Below are 21,744 nucleotides of genomic sequence, written 5' to 3' on the forward strand. Positions count from 1 at the left end.
TAAATTAAAGACATACAATCATTTTAAATCAAGTACAAACAAAATAATTTATCTAAAAAAGAAAGTCTATTGTCCTGATACATTCACATATTGCACAGATTATTATATCTTTGCACCCGAATAAACTTTATTGAGATTAAGATGAATGCGTTAGAACTTAGTGAACAAGAGATCATTAGAAGAAATTCCCTTAAGGAAATGCAGAAATTGGGCATCAACCCTTTTCCTGCAGCACAGTATCATGTAAATAATTATTCTGCAGATATATTGAAAGACTTCGATCCTGAAAAGAAGAACCTTCAAGAGGTTTGTATAGCAGGTAGAATCATGAGCAGAAGAATCATGGGTAAAGCGTCTTTTATTGAACTACAAGATTCAAAAGGAAGAATTCAGGTTTACATTACAAGAGATGATATATGCCCTGATGAGGATAAAACTCTTTACAACACTGTATTTAAAAAGCTTTTAGATATAGGAGATTTTATTGGAATTAAGGGATACGTATTTGTAACCAAAGTAGGTGAAACATCTGTTCATACTACCGAAATCACAGTTCTTTCAAAATCTGTTCGCCCTCTTCCTATTGTAAAAGAGAAAGATGGAAAAGTTTACGATGCATTTAGCGATCCAGAGATGCGTTACCGTCAGCGTTATGTCGATTTGGTAGTAAATCCGGATGTAAAAGATGTATTCTTAAAAAGAACTAAAGTGATCAATTCGATGCGTGAATTGTTCAATAGTAAAGATTATTTAGAAGTTGAAACTCCAATATTACAGGCAATTCCTGGTGGAGCTTCTGCTCGACCTTTCGAAACACATCACAATGCGTTGGATATTCCTTTGTATATGCGTATTGCTAACGAATTATATCTAAAACGTTTAATTGTTGGTGGTTTTGATGGGGTTTACGAGTTTGCAAAAGACTTCCGTAACGAAGGAATGGACAGAACCCACAATCCTGAGTTTACTGTAATGGAAATTTATGTAGCCTATAAAGACTACAACTGGATGATGGACTTTACAGAGGAAATGATTGAAAAAGTAGCAAAGGACCTTCACGGACAAACCAAATTAATGGTTGGCGATAAGGAAATTGACTTTAAGCGTCCTTACAAACGAATTTCTATGATTGACTCAATTAAAGAGCATACAGGAATCGATATCAACGGCATGGATGATGTTCAGCTTCGTGAAGTTTGCAAGAAATTAGATATTGAGGTTGATGAAACATTCGGTAAAGGAAAATTAATCGACGAAATTTTCGGCGAAAAGTGTGAAGGAAATTATATCCAGCCTACTTTTATTACTGATTATCCAGTTGAGATGTCTCCTCTTTGTAAAAAACACAGAGATAATCCTGAACTAACAGAACGTTTCGAATTGATGGTAAACGGGAAAGAGGTTTGTAATGCTTACTCTGAACTGAACGATCCAATAGACCAGCTGGAAAGATTCCAGGAACAAATGAAATTGAGCGAGAAAGGTGACGACGAGGCTATGTTTATTGACATGGATTTTGTTCGCGCACTAGAATATGGTATGCCTCCAACATCAGGAATGGGAATTGGTATCGACCGATTAACAATGTTAATGACAAATTCACAGTCGATTCAAGATGTTTTATTCTTCCCGCAAATGCGACCAGAGAAGAAAGCGGTTGTTGATAGCGACGAAAAATTTGTAGAATTGGGGATTGCACCAGAATGGATGCCAATTATCCGTAAAGCAGGATTCCAAACTGTTTCTGCCTTAAAAGAAGAGAAACACACAAAACTTCATCAGGATATTTGTGGTTGGAACAAAAAATTAAAAATGGGATTAAAAAACCCTAGCCAGGACGAAGTTAAAGAATGGTTAGCTTAAAAAATTTCCTATAACATTATATACTATCGGAGGTTGGGAATTTTTCCCTTCCTCCGATATTTAGTAAATTAGAGGTCTGTAAATTAAAATTTACAGCATCGACACATAGAATATAGCTACAGATATATGAACGAATCATCAAAAATTGCGATCATTGGAGGTGGTAGTTGGGCAACAGCCATTGCAAAAATCCTTATGGAGAATGTACAGGAAATAAACTGGTATATGCGCAACCCCGATACTATTAAACAATTTAAGCAGTTAAGTCACAATCCGCGTTACATTACAGGTGCGGAATTCGACATCGGTAAAATTCACTTTACCGATAATATCGATCAGGTAGTTCTTAATTCTGATATCATAATTTTTGCAATTCCTTCGGCTTTTTTAAAAAATGCACTTAAAAAACTTACGGTTAGCTTAGAAAATAAATTTATAGTATCTGCAATTAAAGGAATTGTTCCAGATGAAAATCAGATAATTGGGGAGTTTTTCAACGAAAAATACAATGTCCCCTTAGATAATATTGGTGTAATTTCGGGTCCTTGCCATGCCGAAGAGGTTGCAATGGAACGATTATCTTACCTCACAATTTCGTGTACAGATGCAAAAAAAGCAAGATTTCTTGCTCTAAAACTTGAGTGTACCTACATAAAAACAACCGTAACCGAAGATATTTACGGAACCGAATATGCAGCAGTATTAAAAAATGTAATTGCCATAGCAGCAGGAATTTGTCATGGACTTAGATATGGCGATAATTTTCAATCCGTTTTAATATCGAATGCTATTCAGGAAATAAAACGATTTGTTGATACAGTTCATCCAATTACCCGAGACATAAAAAGTTCTGCTTATTTGGGCGATTTATTGGTTACCTGCTATTCCCAGTTTAGTAGAAACCGAACATTTGGAACCATGATTGGCAAAGGATACACCGTAAAATCGGCACAACTGGAAATGCACATGATTGCCGAAGGATACTACGCAGTTAGCTGTATCAAAGAAATTAACGATGTTTACAAAGTACACATGCCAATTACTATGGCCGTATACAACATTCTATATGAACGTATTTCGCCTGCTATTGAAATAAAATTATTAACCGAAGATTTACGCTAGAGTAATTTTTTCGCAGTACTTTTGCAGAAGACCTAAAAAGCTATTGCCTGATATAAATAATAAAAAGCAGTCTGTATATAAAACTGCTCTTAATGATATTAGATTTTTAAATACAACTATTACTTTTTATTACCAGCTGCATATTTGGAGGGATATCGGTTCTGGCGGTAATAAATTGTAAACCTTAACTAGTACAAAATGGAACACATTAAGTTTAACATTGAAAAATCTCTAAACTTTGTAAGTAAAGAAGAGATTTTTAAGCATGAAGAAAACAGTAAGAAGCACTTAATCTCCCTTCACGAAGGAACCGGGAAAGGAAATGATTATGTAGGATGGGTAGAATTGCCATCTCAAATTTCAGAAGAAGAATTGAATGATATCGAAGCTACAGCTAAATCGTTAAAAGAGAGAGTTGAAGTTTTGGTTGTGATTGGAATTGGAGGATCATATCTTGGAGCAAAAGCCGTTAACGACGCATTGGCTCATAGTTTTGACCAATTAAATGCTGGCAACGAAAATCCATTGGTTCTTTATGCCGGACAAAATATCAGCGAAGACTACCTATACGAATTAACCGATATTTTAAAAAGTGTTGAATTCGGTATTTGTGTAATTTCAAAATCGGGAACTACTACCGAGCCGGCAATTGCTTTCCGCTTGTTAAAAGAGTTGCTAGAAGAAAATGTTGGTAAAGAAGAAGCTCGCAAAAGAATCGTTGCCATTACCGATGAATCGAAAGGTGCTCTAAGAACATTAGCCGATCAGGAAAATTACAAAACTTTTGTTATTCCTGATAATGTTGGCGGACGTTATTCTGTTTTAACTCCTGTTGGGTTGCTTCCTATTGCAGTAGCAGGTCATGATATTAAAGAGCTGGTAAAAGGAGCTAAGTCTATGCAAGATTATTCTGTGACAGCTGCTTTTGAAAATAATCCGGCTTTACTTTATGCAGCAACAAGAAATGCTTTATACGAAAAAGGGAAAGGCATCGAAATTTTAGCTAACTACAATCCTAAACTTCATAATGTTGCCGAATGGTGGAAACAATTATTTGGAGAAAGCGAAGGAAAAGAAAATAAAGGTATTTTCCCCGCTAGTGTTGATTTTACAAGTGATCTTCACTCAATGGGACAGTATATTCAGGAAGGACAGCGAAATATTTTCGAAACTGTAATTTCTATTGCTAAGCCAAATCACTCTGTTTTAATTCCTGAGGATAAGGATAATCTTGACAAATTAAATTTCCTAGCAGGAAAACATGTCGACGAAGTAAATAAAATGGCTGAATTAGGAACTCAATTGGCTCACGTAGATGGTGGTGTACCAAACCTACACATTGAAATGCCAAAATTGAATGAATTCTATTTAGGAGAGTTGTTATATTTCTTCGAAGCTGCATGTGGTGTTAGTGGTTATATCTTAGATGTTAATCCATTTGATCAGCCTGGAGTTGAAGCATACAAAAGCAATATGTTTGCTTTGCTTGAGAAACCTGGTTTCGAAGAAGAAACTAAAAAAATAAAAGAAAGATTGTAATATCAATTTTATAGAATAAAAAAAGATCGGATTATTTCCGATCTTTTTTTTTATCAACTATTTCTATTTTTTCTCCTTGCAGTTTTTTCCTATCGAAATAAATTCTTGCTTTTTTACCGGCAAACTGCCCTAAGAAAAAAGCACTTACCATTATTGGGTAAGTATAAAGCTGAAAACCTAAGCCAAACAAATGCCGAAACAAAATAACAAAGGGTATTGGCGCATGAATTGCAACAAACCACATTATAGAAAACTTTCTAAACCCATGTCTAACATATCCGAAAGGTAAATTAAGTACAAAAGTAGCAAGTGCTGCAAGTAGTAAATTTATTCCCATACAAACGAATATATTAATAAAATTTGGGATGGCAGACTCATGGCCGATAAATCCTTAAAATTGGATACTTTTGTATACTCCACCGAAATTAAAATCATGACTATTTCGAATAATCTAAAAGGAATTTTATTTGCCATTGCTGCAACATTAAGTTTTTCTAATGTGTATATTTTTAGTAAAATGGCCATGAAAAACATCAATTTGGCTTCGTTTGGCTTACTGTGGTTTGGACTTGCATTAATTTATAATCTTATTTATTATTATTTTTTTACCGAACGAAAAAAATTCTTTTCCCTACCTTCAAAATCAAAACTCAATTTACTACTTATTGGTTTTTCCGAACTGATTTCCATATCAGCATTTTTCTTATCTATAAAACACACTACAAATCCTGTAATTGTATCATTCCTTGCCAATACAAGTCCGGTTTTTGTAATCTTAATAGGATTTGTTTTTTTAAGAATTAGATATAAAGCTATGGCTCTTATTGGTGTTTTTGTGAGTTTAAGCGGAGTTCTGATTATGAATTTTTCACAATCTAATTTTAATTTTAAATTACTATTGGATACGGGAAGTATATCGGCACTTATATTTGCTGTTTTTTATGCTCTAAGTCTTGTTTTAGCTAAAAACCAAATAAAAAATATTCCTACTACAATGATTACTGTATGCAGAACACTTTTTCTTTTTTTAGGATTTTTGTTTTACAATTTAATATTGTTTGAAATGCCAAACTATACTGCTAATTCATTATTTTATATTGGTGTAGGATCGATATTCGGGCCATTTTTAGGCATTCTGCTAACATTCGTTTCTCTAAAGTATGTTGATGCATCAATAACAACCTTAATAGGAACATCGAGAAGTATTTTTATTATTGGTGCAAGCTATTTATTCTTAAATATTTTACCGAATCAGAACCAATTATTAGGAGGAATATTAACAATCCTTGGTATTTTACTTATCACATTTAATGATATGCGAATAAAAAAACAATTTTAAGCTAAAACACGTCGAACTTCGGATAGTAGTTGCTCCTTGCTAAATGGCTTCCTAATGTATCCATCGCAGCCAGCCTTTAGGCACAACTCTTCTTCTCCTTTTAATACCGAAGTAGTTTGTGCAATAATTTTAATTGAAACATCAGTCTTATTAAATTCACTTAAACATTTTAAACAATTCTCTCCAGGTAAATCTGTATCTAAAATTATTAAATCTGGTGAATCTAATTTAGCTATCTGCATCATTTGCAAACTATTATCGGCATGAAAAATTTTCACATTTTCTTCTTCGAAAAGTTTCTTTACATACAAATATGAATTGTAATCACTCTCGGCTATTAAAATATTTTTATTCTTAAGATCTTCACAATAGTCTGCTTCTGAAGTGTGAACATTGTTTTTAAATTCATAATCACATGGAATGGTAAAGTAAAAAGTACTTCCCTCCCCTGGTTCTGATTCAAAACGAATATCACCTTCGAGCAATTCTACTAATCCTTTACAAATACTAAGACCCAATCCTGTACCATCGTTAAACTGTTCTTCATCACCCTGTCTAAAGTGTTCAAAAATGATATCATGTTTTTCTTTTGGAATTCCCATACCCTGATCTTTCACGTAAATTTCAACAAAAGATTTCCCTTTAATTTCTACCAGAGAAAAACCAAGCTCAATAATTCCTTTTTCTGAAAATTTAATAGAATTATTTATCAGGTTATCCAAAATTTGTCTAAAACGATTTTCATCAGTATTAACAACAAAATTGAAATATTTTTCAGGATAATTAAGCCTTAAACAAAGCTCTGTTTTTGTCTTAAGCAGCTCATTATTTTCAAAAAACGCTACACTCGTATTCATTAAATCACGAAGACTTCTATTCGTTTTCTTAATTGCCATTTGCTGCATTTCTAATTTCGAAAGATCTACAATATCATCGATAAGTTGAAGTAATCTTTTTCCTGAGTGCTGTATAATATTAACAAACTGCAACCTATCACTATCCTCTAAATCAGAATCAACCAACAACTCGGTAAATCCCATAATTGCATTCATAGGAGTCCTGATTTCATGACTCATATTCGCCAAAAAAATAGATTTAAGCTTGTCACTTTCTTCGGCTTTCTCTTTTGCTTTTACTAATTCCTCTTCTGCTTTTTTTATTTCGGTAATATCTTTACAAACTCCTAAAACGCCAATTACTTTTCCTTCGGCATCGAACATAGGATTTTTTATGGTTTCCGTTAAAATTCTTTTGCCATCCTTTGCGGAAATGGTCCAGTTAACAAACCTTACTCTTTTTAATGTGTCTAATACTTCTACATCTTTCTGGAAATATACCTTTGCCAAATCCTCAGGATACAGATCAAAATCACTTTTCCCAATTAACGAAGTACCTGTAAGATTATTAAACTCAAGAAACTTTTGATTACCCGACAAATAAACCCCTTCTGGATTTTTCACCCAAATCATATCAGGAACTGTCTCCAGAACTAACTTTAAATGTGATCTTTCGTTTTCAATTTCAAGTTGTGCCTGCTTTCTTTGGCTAATATCTCGGACCATTGCCCAAAATCCATTGGGATTTCCATTCTCATCTTTTAACTGATGAATTCGCACTTCAATTGGGAGTAGACTTCCATCTTTACGTGTACATTCTTTTTCGTAAAGTCGAGAGTTTCCGTGAGCCATTACCTCTTCACTCATGATTTGATTATCCAAATCAACCCATTTTTTTGGAGTTAAATCGTGACAGGTTAAACATAGAATTTCTTCCTTAGAATAACCTAACATTTCTCTGTATGCACTATTACTCTCAATTACTTTTCCATTATTATCGAGCACAACAAAAGCATCATTCATACTTTCATACAAGCGAGAATAATTATCTTCCCTTTTACTTAAAACACTTCTGTTTTTTAGATCTTGCATTTGTTTGCTCATGAACAAACCCAAAAGCATTGTAATAATAGGATAAACAAAAAGTATAGGAATAAAAATATTGATAAAAGAATCTAGTATATCTTTTCTTGGCAGTAACAGGATACAAAAAAGCATAATAATATGCACCAAAAAACCCATTAGCAATAGAGATTTCCATTTATAGAGCTTATTAGTTTTAGTAAAAATATATTTCCACAATATGCCTATACCCCCAGAACTGACTATTACAGCTATTCCCATAAACATGCCATCTCCGCCCATTAAGAAACGATAAAGTCCGGCAATAAAAATTGCAATAATTGTAGGAATTAAACCAAAAAATAAACCAGATATAGAAAGGACAACGGAACGAGCATCAAAAATAATTCCTGATTTTAATTCCCAGGAAGATAAAATAACTACAATTGCAATAAAACCAACTACAGTACCTGCCGTTAATTGATTCCAAATTGTAATCGTTTTTTTATTTTTCACCCATAAATACTCGTAAAGTATACTAACAGACAAAAGGATTGCGGCATTCTGAACTAAGCTCAGGAAAATAGAGTCACCCATATATAAATCAGATATTAAAGCACAACTATTTTTTATTAATACCAAATACATGGTACGTAAAAATATTTTATACTCATAATCGAAAAAAAAGTTAGTGTATGTTCCCTTTTTATCTTAAAAAATCGTGAATTACTCGTGTAAATATAAATAAAAAAGGAGTGAACTTAATCCACTCCCTTAACTTGATTACTTCTATAAAAAAAAGACTATAGAACATGTTCTTCTAAATGAAAATTCTCAACAAATTTAGTAACAATATCAGACAACTTTGGATATCCAATTTCTTCCAAATCGTAATAAACCCTAGTATTTGGTTTCTTGATATTAATAATTCTATTTAAATCGATAGGAGTACCAATGATAACGGCATCACAATCGCATGCATTAATAGTCGTTTCAAGATCTTTTAGCTGCTCATCGGAATATCCCATGGCAGGTAAAATATTACCTATATTTGGATAGATTTGGTAAGTTTCCTTTAATTTACCAACTAAATAAGGACGGGCATCAATTTCTTCTATAGCACCAAATTTACGAGCTGCAATTGTTCCGGCTCCTATTTTCATTTCGCCATGGGTTAAAGTAGGACCATCTTCCACAATCAACACTCGTTTTCCACGAATCGTTTCAGGATCATCAACACGAATTGGCGATGCTCCATCTATTACTAGTGCTTTTGAATTTGCAAATGCAATATTCTCGCGTACAGTTTGAATATCTTCAGGTGCAGCCGAATCCATTTTATTAATAACTACCACATCGGCCATACGTAAATTAACTTCGCCAGGATAATAGCTTAACTCGGCTCCGGGTCGATGTGGATCTGCTACGGTAATTGTTAAATCTGGTTTATAAAATGAGAAATCATTATTTCCTCCATCCCAGATAATCACATCACATCCATCAGGATCTTGTTCTGCAGCACGCACAATGGCTTCATAATCAACACCGGCATAAATAACATTACCACGAGATACATGAGGTTCATATTCTTCCATCTCCTCTATAGTACACTCGTGCTTTTTAAGATCCTGGACAGTTGCAAAACGCTGAACTCTTTGAGCAACTAAATCGCCATAAGGCATTGGATGACGAATGGCAATGACTTTTAATCCTTTTGCCATTAATTCTTCTATAACTTTTCTTGAAGTCTGAGATTTACCACAACCTGTACGTGTGGCGACTACTGAAATTACAGGTTTTTGACTTTTTATCATCGTATCTCCAGGCCCAAGCAATTTAAAATTAGAACCGGCAGCATTAACAATTGCACTAATGTTCATCACTCTCTTATAGGGAACATCCGAATAAGAAAAAACACAATCATCGATACAATGTTCCTTTATTAAATTAGGAAGATCCTTTTCTGCATAAATAGGAATTCCTTCGGGATATAAAGCACCGGCAAGTTCTTTTGGATACTTTCTACCGTCGATGTCTGGAATTTGAGCCGCTGTAAAAGCTACAACATTATACTCCGAATTGTCTCTGAAATAAGTGTTGAAGTTGTGAAAATCACGACCTGCAGCACCAATAATAATGACATTTTTTTTAGTCATAATCTCTCCTTCTTTAGTTTAAAAATTAATATGAGGTATGAGTATATAAAATTAAAATTTTAAAGGAATTCACCTAAAATATCAACACCTAAGTTTAAGATAGTAAGCCTGTTACTAAACAGAGCCAAAATGCTTGACATTTGTTAAAATACGTAGTAACTTATATAGCTTAAGTTTAAAAAATCTTAAGAAAGCACAAATTTTAGCCATTCTCTCTTAATTATTTCTAACTTTCGACAATTAAGATTTAGACTATGAATTTTTTAGCACACCAATATTTATCAGGAAATTCGGAGAAAATAAAAATTGGAAATTTTATTGGAGATTATGTAAAGGGAAAAAAGTATCAGAATTATCAACAAGAGATACAAGAAGGAATTATACTACATAGAAATATTGACTATTTTACCGACAGACATCCGGTAGTATTGAACAGTTCAAAAAAATTAAAAGAAGGTTATGGAAAATACTCTGGCGTAGTGCTTGACTTAATTTTTGATCATTTTTTAGCAAAAAACTGGAATACTTATCACGAATCATCCATCACAGAATTTGTTACGCGTACTCACGAAATATTAATTAAAAATTATCTGGTTTTACCCAATAAAGTAAAGCTCTTTCTACCCTTTATAATACAAAGCAGAAGACTGGAAACTTATGCAGAGATTAATGGATTAAGAACCGCTTTAGAAATAATGTCGCGAAGAACCAGTTTGCCTGATAAAACCAATTTTGCGATAGATTGTCTGTTAAACAACTATTGCGAATTTAAAGGTGAATTTGAGCTATTCATGAGGGATATACTTGTTTATGTAAGTGAGGAACGTAATATTAACGTAACAACTCCAAACGGTTGGCATCTAAACGCAAAAATATAAATAGTAAGATTGTAAACGACCACAAAGATGATCCTCCATAACTAAAGAAAGGCAATGGAATTCCGATTACCGGAGCTAAACCTACAGTCATTCCAACATTAACAGCAAGGTGAAAAAATAGAATACAAGCTACCCCATATCCGTAAACACGACTAAATGGCGTACGTTGACGTTCTGCAATAAAAAGTAAACGTAAAATTAATGCCAATAATAGAAGTAAGACAACGGTAGAACCTACAAAACCCCATTCTTCGCCAACTGTACAAAAAATAAAATCGGTACTTTGCTCGGGTACAAATTTAAATTTTGTTTGTGTGCCATTTAAAAATCCTTTTCCGCTAAATCCGCCCGAACCAATTGCAATTTTCGATTGTGCAACATTATAACCAGCACCATAAGGATCTGATTCGATACCCAAAAGTTCATTGATTCTGGTTTGCTGATGCGCTTCTAAAATATTATCGAATATATAACTAACCGAGAAGGTGTAAAAAATACTTCCAAACACAATTATAATTATCCAACCCACACTTTTTAATTTGTTTTTATAGGTATGTATTAAAAAAGGAATAAGGTTTACAAACAAGGAAATAATCAAAATTATATATAAAGAAATATCAAGCTTTAATCCTTTACAGATAAGCCAAATTAGTCCAAACGAGGAACCTATCATGACTAAGGCTTTTCCAAAAGCCATCCATTTTAAGCCAGAAAATTTTGCGAACAGTAAACTCCCTATAATAATAACAAGTAATACCACCAGTTTTGGCCAGAGAAGAGTAAATATAAAAAGTAATGCTGCTAGAAGTCCTAAAAACAATACAATTCCCGATAAACCTTCGCGATACAATACCAATAGAAAAACGGTATAAACCAATGCCGATCCGGCGTCACCCTGCAGTATAATAAGTGCAAATGGTGTAAATAATATAAGACCGGTTACTACTAAAGACTTTATTTTATGAATTTTAAAATTGAACTGGCTGACGTATCTTGAGATAGCCAGACAAGTGGCAAACTTTGCAAATTCGGCAGGCTGAAAACGTATTGGTCCTAATTCGAACCAGGATCTGGCACCCTTTACATCTCTACCAAAAACCAGAACCGCAATCAGAAGAATAATCATGAAAAGATAAGTAGGATAGGCAAATGCGGAATAAAACTTACTCTCTATAATTAGAATAATAAATGCCAGAATTGCAGCTGCTCCAATCCACATTAGTTGCTTTCCATATCTTTGACTGATATCAAAAATACTCTGATGCTCCTCATTATAAACAGCAGCATAAATATTGATCCAACCAAGAAAAACCAACAAAGCATACAAAGCTATTGTCCACCAATCTAAATTTTTTATTAAGCTTACTCTTCTAGTCATTTCTTAATGCTTATTAGCTTCCTTTTTCTTTTGTTCACCAATTAAATCTGCTTCGAACATTCTTTTCTCAATTCTTTTTTTGCTTTTAGAAATTTCTCCTCTTAAATATTTTTCGATCATTAAACCGGCAATGGGAGCTCCATATCTCGACCCCCATACTCCATTTTCTACATAAACAACCAATGCTATTTTAGGATTCTCTCGTGGCGCAAATGCAACAAATACCGAGTGATCGTCGCCATGAGGATTTTGTACAGTTCCTGTTTTACCACAAACTCTTATTCCTGGAATAGCGGCTAATCCACCAGTACTTCCGGCGCCTCCTGAAATTACCATTTCCATACCATCAATAACAGGTTTAAAATAAGAAGAATCAATACTTGTATAATTCTTCTCTAAAAATCGTTTATCTATTGGTTCATTATCTCCAAATGATTTTACAATATGAGGAGGATAATAATATCCTTTATTTGCTATTGCGGCTGTCATATTAGCCATTTGTAAAGGAGTAATTAAAAGCTCTCCCTGACCAATAGCGAGTGAAATCATATTCAGAGATTTCAAATTTGTTCTTTTATATACTTTCTGATAATATTTTAATGTTGGAATAGATCCTGATAACTCGTGAGGTAAATCACTATTTAGTCTACTTCCCATTCCAAAGGAGGTAACATGATCTCTCCAGGTTTGATACCCTTCATTAACGCCGCTAAATTTTGGTGATTCTAAAATATAACGAAAAACATTTGCATAATACGCATTACAGGAATGCATAATTGATTCCCGCAAATCTAATGGAGAAACATGATCGTGACACCCCATTTTTCGATTTCCGTAATAATATCCCCTGTGGCATTCAAACCGTGTAGTTGGCTTTATTACTTTTTCTTGTAAACCAATTAAAGCATTTACCAATTTAAAAATCGAACCTGGAGGATACTGTGCCATCATCGAACGGTCGAAAAGTGGCTTCAGTGAATCATTTTGAACCAAAGAACGATAATTTTTACTCATAACACGCCCAACCAACATTTCAGGATCGTAACCCGGACTGGATATTTTTGTAAGAATCTCTCCTGTACTTGGCTCTATTGCAACAATTCCACCTTTTTTATTTTGCATTAAAAGCTCACCATATTCTTGTAACTCAATATCCAGACTTGAATAAATATCTTTACCTGAAACCGGTTTTTTATCATGTTTTCCATCTCTATAGGAACCTTTTATTCTGTTATAAACATCTACCCAGAATATTTTTTTCCCTTTTTCTCCACGCAATTCTTTTTCATAGGTCAGTTCAATGCCACTTTTCCCAATATAATCACCCGAAGTATAATATTCATCAGTACGTATTTCCTTATTATTTACTTCATTAAGATATCCTAAAGCATGAGCTGCACTCTGACGCGGATATTTTCGTAAAGTTCTGGGCTGCACAAAAAAACCAGGAAATTTATACAGCTTTTCTTGTAAAACTGCATAACGCTTCGATGATAATTGTTTTAAAAAAATAGATGCTTTACGCCAGGAATATTTTTTTGCTTTTGCAATATTTTTATCAACATCCAACTTGTCTACTTGCAGTAAATTACAAAAATCTAAAGTATCAAAAGCCTTTACCTGACGAGGAATTATCATTAAATCGTAAACTGCCTGATTGTAAACAAGTAATTCTCCATTTCTATCATAAATTAATCCACGTGCAGGAAATTGAGTAACCTGCCGCTGAGAATTGTTCTCTGCCGACAATTTATATGAATCATCAACAATTTGAAGATTAAAAAGTTTGATAATAAATATTAGAACAACAAGAATAAAAATTCCACCAATTACATATATACGATTCGAGAAATTATTCATATAATTTGGCTGATCTATTTTTTAAACATTAAAAACTGAGAAGTTACAATAAGAATTAAAGAGAAAAAACCACTAAATATGATCCTTACTAGTGTTTCACTAAAGTTAGCAAATGAAAATACTTCAATAATAAACAAGAATGAATGGTGTGCAATAATTAAAGTAAGTGAATATTTGAAAAACCATGCAAAACCGTAGGAAGAAATTCCAGGATAACTTCCTATTTCATATCCATCGCGAAGAGACAGATAATTTAAAACATAAGGGCGCAAATATCCCATGAAAACGCAGGCTGATGCGTGCATTCCAACTGTTCCTGAAAAAATATCAACACTAATTCCCACTAAAAAAGAAAGTAGCAAAAGTAGCCAATTCGGTATTTCAAATGGCAACAAAAGTATAAAAAGTACATACATGTATGGATTCAAAAACCCACTAAACTGAATGTTATTTAAAATTGCCACCTGAATGAGAACAAGCACAACAAACCTTATTATATTTTTGAGTACAATGTTCATTCTTTCGCTCCTTCCTCAAGTTCGAGTCTTTCATTTTTCATTAAATACCCAATTACTTTTACGTAAGATAGACTCTTAAAATCGTTGGAAAGTAAAACCTCAACTTCCTGAAAATTACTACCTGAAGAAGTAATCACTTTATCAATAACTCCCAACAACAAACCTTCGGGAAAAGTTGATGAAAAACCACTGGTCACAATTGTATCTCCTTTTCGCACCTTTACATGAAAAGGAATATCAAGCAGGCGAGCTTTTCGATAGTCTTTCCCATTCCAGCTTAATGATCCAAAGTAATTGTTTTTCTTAATCATTGCCGATACTTTTAACCGACTGTTTAATAAAGAAATAACCGAAGAATAATTTTCCGATACACTTTTTACCACTCCTACAACTCCATTAGCCGTTACAACTCCCATGTCAGGTTCAATTCCGTTAACACGCCCTTTATTAAGGGTTATGTAATTAAGCTGCTTATTTACAGAGTTATTTATAATTTTTGCCGAACGATAAATATATTGCTGTTGATATAAAGTATCCTTATACAAAAAAGAAGAATCGGCAGAAAAAAGATACGATGAAGGAAGTAAATTACTCAAACGCACATTTTCTTTACTTAATTCTTCGTTTGTTTTTACCAAAGAAAGGTAATCTGTAATTGAAGATACTTTTTCGTAAACATCACCACTAATGGCATTACTGGAGTTTAGAAATTGAGATTTTTGATAGTTGTTATAGTTCACCAACATTAGCATGCAAACCAACTCGAATGCAACAAATAAAATCGTAAAATGAAATCGTACAATAAAGTGTAACAGGTTCTTCATTCGAAAATCAACTTCTTTAAACTTATAAAAGCCTCACTCCCGATTATCTTCTCAGGAATGAAAACTTATCTACATTTTTAAGCGCAATACCAGTTCCACGAGCTACTGCTCTTAAAGGATCTTCGGCAATATGAAATGGAATATTTATTTTATCCGTTAACCGCTTATCCAATCCACGAAGCAAGGCTCCACCTCCGGCAAGGTAAATCCCTCTGTTCACAATATCAGCATACAGTTCGGGAGGTGTTTGCTCCAAAGCGCTAAGAATCGCTATTTCAATTTTTGAAATCGACTTTTCAAGACAGTGAGCAATCTCCTGATAAGAAACCGGTACCTCAATAGGTAGCGCAGTCATTTGATTTGGTCCCTGAACACGAAAATCTGTTGGAGGTTCTTCTAACTCAGACAAAGCTGACCCAACATGAATTTTAATTTCTTCGGCAGTTCGCTCACCAATTTTGATGTTATGCTGATGACGCATATACTCCTGTATATCAACAGTTAAATCATCACCCGCAATACGAATAGATTTATTGGTAACAATACCCCCAAGAGAGATAACAGCAATTTCGGTAGTACCTCCTCCTATATCTACAACCATATTTCCTTCTGGTGCTTCTACATCAATACCAATACCAATTGCCGCAGCCATCGGTTCATATATCATGTACACATCTCTACCTCCAGCATGCTCCGAAGAGTCACGTACCGCACGCATTTCAACCTCAGTACTACCCGATGGTATACACACTACAATTCTTAGGGAAGGAGGAAACAGGCGAGGCTTTTTATTGATCATCTTGATCATTCCACGAATCATTTGCTCTGCCGCGTTAAAGTCGGCAATCACTCCATCCCTAAGGGGACGAATGGTTCGCAAATCTTCGTGAGTTTTACCTTGCATTTGACGAGCCTTCTCGCCTATCGCAACCATTTTTTCGGTGCGGCGATCAAGAGCAACAATCGATGGTTCATCCACAACAATTTTATCATTACTGATAATAATTGTATTGGCAGTACCCAAATCGATGGCAATCTCCTGAGTTAAAAATGAAAAAAATCCCATATGGTAGCTGTATCTCTGTTATCTTATTAAAATGTTCTTTCGGATATAAAAATTACGTTTCATATCCGAAAAGAACAACTATTTTTAGTGTTTAAAATGTCTCATTCCTGTAAATACCATAGCAATTCCAAATTTATTAGCCGCTTCAATTGAATCCTTGTCTCTTATCGAGCCTCCTGGCTGAATAATAGCAGTGATTCCTGCTGCATGAGCTGCTTCAACACAATCTGAGAATGGAAAGAATGCATCAGAAGCCAAAACACTTCCTTTAATTCTTTCTCCACCCTGACGGATTGCATTTTCCAATGCCCAAATACGACTAACTTGTCCTGGCCCAACACCTGTTGATGTTTTATCTTTTGCTAAGGCAATTCCATTCGATTTTGCATGTTTTACTGTTTTCCATGCAAACATCAAATCTTCCATTTCCTTTTCTGAAGGTTTTCTTTCTGTTACAACTTCAAGTTCACCTCCAATTAATTGTTTATCCATCTCCTGAATTAAGAATCCACCTAAAACGGTTTTTCCTTTAAATGATGAATAATCCGATTTTAAGATCTCTGATAATTCCAGTAATCTTAAATTCTTTTTCTTAGTTAGTACTTCTAAAGCCTCCTTACTAAACGAAGGAGCCACAATAACTTCTAAGAAAATACCGCTCATAATTTCGGCAGTAGCCTTATCTATTTCACGATTAGCAGCAACAATTCCACCAAAGATAGAAACCGGATCGGCATCATAAGCTCTTTGAAAAGCTTCGGCAATTGTATCTCCACTACCAATTCCGCAAGGATTAGCATGTTTCGATGCTACAATTGTTGGCTCTTCAAATTCTTTTAATGCTTCTAAGGCTCCATCAGCATCGCCAATATTATTGTACGATAACTCTTTACCATGAATTTTATTAGCTGCAGTTAATGTTCCCTCTGTTTCCTGTATTTGACTGTAAAAAGTCGCATTCTGATGAGGGTTTTCACCGTAACGTAAATCTTGTTTCTTTTCGTATGTAAGCGTTAATGTTTTTGGCGAGGTAACATTTAATTTTTTATTAAAATATCCCGAAATCAGCGCATCATAATGTGCTGTATGCTCAAAAACTTTAGCTGCTAAATATTCTTTTGTCTCTAAACTTGTATCTCCACTTGTCTTAATCTCCTCTACAACTTTTGTGTAATCTTCAGGATCGGTAACAACAGATACAAATTTATAATTCTTTGCAGCGGCTCTCAACATTGTTGGTCCACCTATATCAATATTTTCTATAATTTCTTCATGTCCTGCATCGGGCTTAAGAATTGTTTCCTTAAACGGATACAAATTACAAACCACGATATCGATTGGCTCGATTCCCAGCTCTGCCATTTGTTTTTGATGCATTTCGTTATCGCGAATAGCCAAAATTCCACCTTCAACATTTGGATGCAATGTTTTTACTCGTCCGTCGAAACATTCTGGAAATTTAGTTAAATCTGAAATATCCATTACAGGAATTCCTTCAGCTTTAAACTTGGCAGATGTTCCGCCGGTAGAAATAATCTCCCAGCCTAAACTTGTTAATTCTCTAGCAAATTCAACTACGTTTGTTTTATCAAACACACTGATAAGCGCTCTCTTCATGATTCTTTTTTTTGGAGGTATTTTATAAAATGGTATCAATTAGTTTTTCCTTCGAAAAACAATTTCGGCTCTATCGATTTACAAAATACTCACATTCAGTATTTTACACGAACCTCAAAAACCTCATGCAAAGTTAAGAAAAACCTAAAAAAAATCGACCTGAGAGAATACTTTTTGTTGAACTTTTTCTCAGAAACATAAAATTATAAAATATTTCCTATAAAAAGCTCAATTTATACAATTTATAAATTGCCTAAAAAGATAAAATTTTAAAATTAGAAAGTCCCGTAAAAATAAGCTCCTATTGAAAGATAGATGAATAATCCTACAATATCATTTAAAGTTGTTATAAAAGGCCCCGTTGCTACTGCCGGATCAATTTTTGCTCTGTTAAGCATTAAAGGTATAATAGTGCCTGCTATTGCTGCAAATATTATAACTGCAAATAATGCTACAGAAATAGAAACTGTTAAGGCCACCGAATTATCGGTAAAAAAATGAGTGCATAAAAACAAAAGTGTAGAACAGGTGAGTCCATTAATAAAAGCTCCTCCAAACTCTCTCATTAAACGACTAAATGTACTTTCAAATCCTAATGAATTATTTGCTATACCCTGAACTATAATTGCTGATGATTGTACTCCTACATTACCTCCCATTGCTGTAATTAAAGGAATGAAAAAGGCTAACGCTGGTGTCAGTTTAAGTCCATCTTCGTGAGTAGAAATAACCATTGCTGCCAAAATACCTCCCATCAAACCAATTAAAAGCCAGGGTAAACGAGCACGGGTTTGCATCCATACAGAATCACTAGCCTCGATATCTTCTGTAAGTCCAGATGCCATCTGATAGTCCTTTTCGGCTTCTTCTCGAATTACATCCAGAATATCATCAATGGTAATTCGTCCCATTAACCTACCGATACTATCAACAACAGGCAGTGCCACGAGATCGTACTTCTCCATAATTAAAGCAACCTCTTCGTCCTTTGTGTCGGTATGAACGGCCATTGCATCGGGCAAATAGATATTAATAATTTTTGCCGATGTGGAACTCAAAATCATCTTTTTAAGAGAGAGTGTTCCTTTCAGAACATTATCATCATCAACAACATATACGTAATAAATTTCATCGATATCTTCGGCCTGACGACTTAACTCGCGTAAACAAGTTAAAACAGTCCAGTTCTCATTCACAATAACAAGTTCTTTTGCCATTAAACCACCGGCAGTATCTTCGTCGTAATGCAAAAGATCTACAATATCTCCGGCTTGCTCAATATCCTGGATGTGCGATAAAATCTCCTCCTGCTCTTCATCAGACAAACCTCCGATTACATCGGCAGCATCATCTGAATCCATCTTATCAATAAATTTCTTAGCAACTACCTCGGCAGGTAATGCTTTTACAAATCTATCTCTATCATCATCCTCTAATTCTGCCAAAACATCGGCAGCTATATCACCATCAAGTAAAAGGTATAGGAATTTTGCTTCTTCTATGCTTAATTCATCATAGATTTCAGCTATATCTGCGGGATGCAATTCTTCCAATAAACCGATTGCCTCCGCTTCATTTTTTTCTTCGATAAGCATTTTTAGATTATCGATATACTCGCGAGTCAATTCAAATTGCATAACAATATTTTTAAGTGTAAACTATTCTCTTAACTGTACATTCAGTAATTCCTGAATTTTTAAAGTTAGGTAAACAAATTCCTGAACGCTTAATTGTTCTGGTCTTTGCGACATAATCGGATCATCCAGTTTATGTTCTCCTAAAACTACTTTTAAGGAGTTGCGTAAAGTTTTTCTACGCTGATTAAAACCGGCCTTTACGACTCGAAAAAATAACTTTTCATCACATTCCAATCTGGCTGTGGCATTCCGCTTCATGCGAATAACTGCTGATTTTACTTTTGGCGGTGGATCGAATACTTTTTCACTAACCGTAAATAAATATTCAATATCATAAAAAGCCTGCATTAAGACACTTAATATACCAAAAGTTTTATTTCCAGGAGCGGCACTCATTCTCTCAGCAACCTCTTTTTGAATCATTCCTACTACTTCGGGAATTTGATCGCGATGCTGAAGTACCTTAAAAAATATTTGTGATGAAATATTGTAAGGAAAATTACCTATTATGGCAAAAGGTTCAGAAAAAAGTGTACTTAAATCATACTTCAAAAAATCCTCTCCAATAATACGATCCGATAATTCAGGATAATTCTCTTTTAAATAAATTACCGATTCGGTATCAATCTCAACAACATGAGTTTCAAACTTATCATTCTGCAATAAATATTGTGTTAACACACCCATTCCAGGGCCAATCTCTAATACCTTAGACACCTCTTCAGCCTTTAAACCTGCAACAATTTTCTTCGCAATATTTAAATCCTTCAAAAAATGCTGTCCCAGATTTTTTTTAGCTCTTACGTATCCCATATCTTAATTAATTACTCCTTACTACTGATGTAAAAATTAACAAAAGTTAAAAACAGAAGCTTTTCAAAGGAGATTACAAACATTTACTTATTTTTGTAGCTTACTTTTAATGACCGGCAAAATTAAAACTTAATACCGAATAAGAAGGTATTCGTGCCGAAAAATTAACAATCGTTAGTTTTTTCTATAAAAATTCTAACATTAAAAATATTAAAATTGAAGAAAAAACTCACTAATACAATCAGGTTTTTAATTTTCTTTTCTCTGGGAGCATTCCTTTTTTGGATTACTTATCGCGATCAGGATTCTTCGCAATTACTTTATACCCTAAAAAATGAAGTAAACTACTACTGGATATTACTATCCTTATTTTTTGGACTATTAAGTCATATCAGTAGGACAATACGATGGAATTTACTAATTGAATCCTTAGGTAAAAAACCTCGAACAATAAACACTTTTCTGGCTGTAATGGTTGGATACTTTGCAAACCTGGCACTTCCCCGCATGGGAGAAATATCACGATGTGGAATTATTAGTAAATATGAAAAAATATCATTTACACAATTAGTAGGAACTGTTGTTCTAGAGCGCGTATTAGATATTATCATGTTATTTATTTTTCTTCTAATAGCATTAACAACTCAGTTTTCGGTAATTGGAGAATTTTTCACCAAAAATCCTGAGGTAAGTGAAAAACTCTCAAATGTATTTGCATCGGCATATACCTTATATGCTATTATAGCAATTTTTATTATCATTTGGCTGCTCAGAAAAAAATTCCGAAACACAATATTTTTTAAAAAGATAGATCATACCTTAAAAAACTTTATGGATGGTTTTAGGACCATTAAAAAACTAGACAATAAATTTGCCTTTATCCTGCATACTGTTTTTATCTGGATCATGTACTACTTAATGACTTACATCTGTTTTTTTAGTTTTGGATTTACTTCAAATCTGCCAGCTATTGCAGGATTAACAGTTTTTGTAATGGGTAGCTTTGGAATGGTTGCACCCGTACAGGGAGGTATTGGCGCATGGCACTTCATGGTAATTGGAACTTTACTTGTTTACTTACCTGGTGTTGCAAACATAGAAAACATGTCGCGAAGTTTTGCTCTTGTTGTTCACGGCTCACAAACTGCAATGATTATTATTTTAGGTGCACTATCAGTAATTGCTCTTCCTTTTGCAAACCGAAACCAAATCACAAAAAATAAAGCTCAGATTTGA

General features: G+C 34.0%; 17 protein-coding genes. 6 read left to right on the forward strand and 11 right to left on the reverse strand.

Features of this window, described 5'->3' with window-relative positions; all coding sequences use genetic code 11:
- The first annotated feature begins 141 nt into the window (after positions 1–141).
- The 3 genes from lysS (at position 142) to ACT3CE_RS03120 (ending at position 4,524) form a co-directional block, all read left to right on the forward strand.
- Entirely contained in the window at positions 142–1,863 is a 1,722-nt protein-coding gene (gene lysS, locus ACT3CE_RS03110; protein WP_444708297.1) for a lysine--tRNA ligase, read from the forward strand.
- 126 nt (positions 1,864–1,989) lie between these two features.
- Positions 1,990–2,985 carry an NAD(P)H-dependent glycerol-3-phosphate dehydrogenase gene (locus ACT3CE_RS03115; RefSeq protein WP_444708298.1) on the forward strand — a complete coding sequence of 332 codons (996 nt, stop codon included), beginning with the start codon at positions 1,990–1,992 and terminating at the stop codon, positions 2,983–2,985.
- Positions 2,986–3,183: 198 nt separating this feature from the next.
- Positions 3,184–4,524, forward strand: coding sequence for a glucose-6-phosphate isomerase (locus ACT3CE_RS03120; RefSeq protein ID WP_444708299.1), 1,341 nt, complete (start codon positions 3,184–3,186; stop codon positions 4,522–4,524).
- A 31-nt stretch (positions 4,525–4,555) separates the two neighbouring features.
- Here the strand turns inward: ACT3CE_RS03120 and ACT3CE_RS03125 are convergent, their stop codons facing one another.
- Positions 4,556–4,861 (reverse strand): hypothetical protein, encoded by a 306-nt coding sequence (locus ACT3CE_RS03125; protein ID WP_444708300.1) that lies wholly within the window; start codon positions 4,859–4,861, stop codon positions 4,556–4,558.
- 60 nt (positions 4,862–4,921) lie between these two features.
- Here ACT3CE_RS03125 and ACT3CE_RS03130 point away from each other — a divergent pair, with 60 nt between their 5' ends.
- Positions 4,922–5,863 (forward strand): DMT family transporter, encoded by a 942-nt coding sequence (locus ACT3CE_RS03130; RefSeq protein WP_444708301.1) that lies wholly within the window; start codon positions 4,922–4,924, stop codon positions 5,861–5,863.
- Here the strand turns inward: ACT3CE_RS03130 and ACT3CE_RS03135 are convergent.
- Positions 5,860–8,409, reverse strand: a complete 2,550-nt coding sequence (locus ACT3CE_RS03135) for a PAS domain S-box protein (protein ID WP_444708302.1) — start codon at positions 8,407–8,409, stop codon at positions 5,860–5,862. The genes ACT3CE_RS03130 and ACT3CE_RS03135 overlap by 4 nt on opposite strands.
- 155 nt (positions 8,410–8,564) lie before the next feature.
- A complete protein-coding gene (locus ACT3CE_RS03140) occupies positions 8,565–9,917 on the reverse strand; it encodes a cyclic 2,3-diphosphoglycerate synthase (protein WP_444708303.1) in 1,353 nt (450 codons plus the stop codon).
- Between the two features lie 254 nt (positions 9,918–10,171).
- Here ACT3CE_RS03140 and ACT3CE_RS03145 point away from each other — a divergent pair, with 254 nt between their 5' ends.
- On the forward strand, positions 10,172–10,795 hold the full coding sequence (locus ACT3CE_RS03145) for an acyl carrier protein phosphodiesterase (RefSeq protein WP_444708304.1): 624 nt from the start codon (positions 10,172–10,174) through the stop codon (positions 10,793–10,795).
- Here ACT3CE_RS03145 and rodA read toward each other — a convergent pair.
- The 8 genes from rodA to rsmA form a co-directional block, all read right to left on the reverse strand.
- Positions 10,749–12,173 (reverse strand): rod shape-determining protein RodA, encoded by a 1,425-nt coding sequence (gene rodA, locus ACT3CE_RS03150; RefSeq protein WP_444708305.1) that lies wholly within the window; start codon positions 12,171–12,173, stop codon positions 10,749–10,751. The genes ACT3CE_RS03145 and rodA overlap by 47 nt on opposite strands.
- A gap of 3 nt (positions 12,174–12,176) precedes the next feature.
- A complete protein-coding gene (gene mrdA / locus ACT3CE_RS03155) occupies positions 12,177–14,033 on the reverse strand; it encodes a penicillin-binding protein 2 (protein WP_444708306.1) in 1,857 nt (618 codons plus the stop codon).
- Positions 14,034–14,047: 14 nt separating this feature from the next.
- Positions 14,048–14,551, reverse strand: a complete 504-nt coding sequence (locus ACT3CE_RS03160) for a rod shape-determining protein MreD (RefSeq protein ID WP_444708307.1) — start codon at positions 14,549–14,551, stop codon at positions 14,048–14,050.
- Positions 14,548–15,375, reverse strand: a complete 828-nt coding sequence (mreC, locus tag ACT3CE_RS03165) for a rod shape-determining protein MreC (RefSeq protein WP_444708308.1) — start codon at positions 15,373–15,375, stop codon at positions 14,548–14,550. The genes ACT3CE_RS03160 and mreC overlap by 4 nt, the downstream gene beginning before the upstream one ends.
- Before the next feature lie 43 nt (positions 15,376–15,418).
- Positions 15,419–16,441, reverse strand: a complete 1,023-nt coding sequence (locus ACT3CE_RS03170; protein WP_444708309.1) for a rod shape-determining protein — start codon at positions 16,439–16,441, stop codon at positions 15,419–15,421.
- Positions 16,442–16,525: 84 nt separating this feature from the next.
- Positions 16,526–18,058 (reverse strand): bifunctional phosphoribosylaminoimidazolecarboxamide formyltransferase/IMP cyclohydrolase, encoded by a 1,533-nt coding sequence (purH, locus tag ACT3CE_RS03175; RefSeq protein WP_444708310.1) that lies wholly within the window; start codon positions 18,056–18,058, stop codon positions 16,526–16,528.
- A 275-nt stretch (positions 18,059–18,333) separates the two neighbouring features.
- Positions 18,334–19,695, reverse strand: a complete 1,362-nt coding sequence (gene mgtE, locus ACT3CE_RS03180) for a magnesium transporter (protein ID WP_444708311.1) — start codon at positions 19,693–19,695, stop codon at positions 18,334–18,336.
- Positions 19,696–19,716: 21 nt separating this feature from the next.
- On the reverse strand, positions 19,717–20,508 hold the full coding sequence (gene rsmA, locus ACT3CE_RS03185; RefSeq protein ID WP_444708312.1) for a 16S rRNA (adenine(1518)-N(6)/adenine(1519)-N(6))-dimethyltransferase RsmA: 792 nt from the start codon (positions 20,506–20,508) through the stop codon (positions 19,717–19,719).
- 216 nt (positions 20,509–20,724) lie between these two features.
- On the opposite strand from rsmA, the gene ACT3CE_RS03190 reads away from it, so the two are divergent.
- Entirely contained in the window at positions 20,725–21,744 is a 1,020-nt protein-coding gene (locus ACT3CE_RS03190; protein ID WP_444708313.1) for a lysylphosphatidylglycerol synthase transmembrane domain-containing protein, read from the forward strand.

The organism is Marinifilum sp. RC60d5 (assembly GCF_052400665.1).
Lineage (GTDB): Bacteria > Bacteroidota > Bacteroidia > Bacteroidales > Marinifilaceae > JBQTGK01.

Excerpts from the sequence above, each read along its gene's own strand:
- ACT3CE_RS03135 (WP_444708302.1), bottom strand. The coding sequence starts at position 8,409 with ATGTATTTGGTATTAATAAAAAATAGTTGTGCTTTAATATCTGATTTA.
- ACT3CE_RS03145 (WP_444708304.1), top strand. The coding sequence starts at position 10,172 with ATGAATTTTTTAGCACACCAATATTTATCAGGAAATTCGGAGAAAATA.
- rsmA (WP_444708312.1), bottom strand. The coding sequence starts at position 20,508 with ATGGGATACGTAAGAGCTAAAAAAAATCTGGGACAGCATTTTTTGAAG.
- lysS (WP_444708297.1), top strand. The coding sequence starts at position 142 with ATGAATGCGTTAGAACTTAGTGAACAAGAGATCATTAGAAGAAATTCC.
- purH (WP_444708310.1), bottom strand. The coding sequence starts at position 18,058 with ATGAAGAGAGCGCTTATCAGTGTGTTTGATAAAACAAACGTAGTTGAA.
- ACT3CE_RS03140 (WP_444708303.1), bottom strand. The coding sequence starts at position 9,917 with ATGACTAAAAAAAATGTCATTATTATTGGTGCTGCAGGTCGTGATTTT.
- mgtE (WP_444708311.1), bottom strand. The coding sequence starts at position 19,695 with ATGCAATTTGAATTGACTCGCGAGTATATCGATAATCTAAAAATGCTT.
- mreC (WP_444708308.1), bottom strand. The coding sequence starts at position 15,375 with ATGAAGAACCTGTTACACTTTATTGTACGATTTCATTTTACGATTTTA.
- ACT3CE_RS03170 (WP_444708309.1), bottom strand. The coding sequence starts at position 16,441 with ATGGGATTTTTTTCATTTTTAACTCAGGAGATTGCCATCGATTTGGGT.
- ACT3CE_RS03115 (WP_444708298.1), top strand. The coding sequence starts at position 1,990 with ATGAACGAATCATCAAAAATTGCGATCATTGGAGGTGGTAGTTGGGCA.
- ACT3CE_RS03125 (WP_444708300.1), bottom strand. The coding sequence starts at position 4,861 with ATGGGAATAAATTTACTACTTGCAGCACTTGCTACTTTTGTACTTAAT.
- ACT3CE_RS03120 (WP_444708299.1), top strand. The coding sequence starts at position 3,184 with ATGGAACACATTAAGTTTAACATTGAAAAATCTCTAAACTTTGTAAGT.
- rodA (WP_444708305.1), bottom strand. The coding sequence starts at position 12,173 with ATGACTAGAAGAGTAAGCTTAATAAAAAATTTAGATTGGTGGACAATA.
- ACT3CE_RS03160 (WP_444708307.1), bottom strand. The coding sequence starts at position 14,551 with ATGAACATTGTACTCAAAAATATAATAAGGTTTGTTGTGCTTGTTCTC.
- mrdA (WP_444708306.1), bottom strand. The coding sequence starts at position 14,033 with ATGAATAATTTCTCGAATCGTATATATGTAATTGGTGGAATTTTTATT.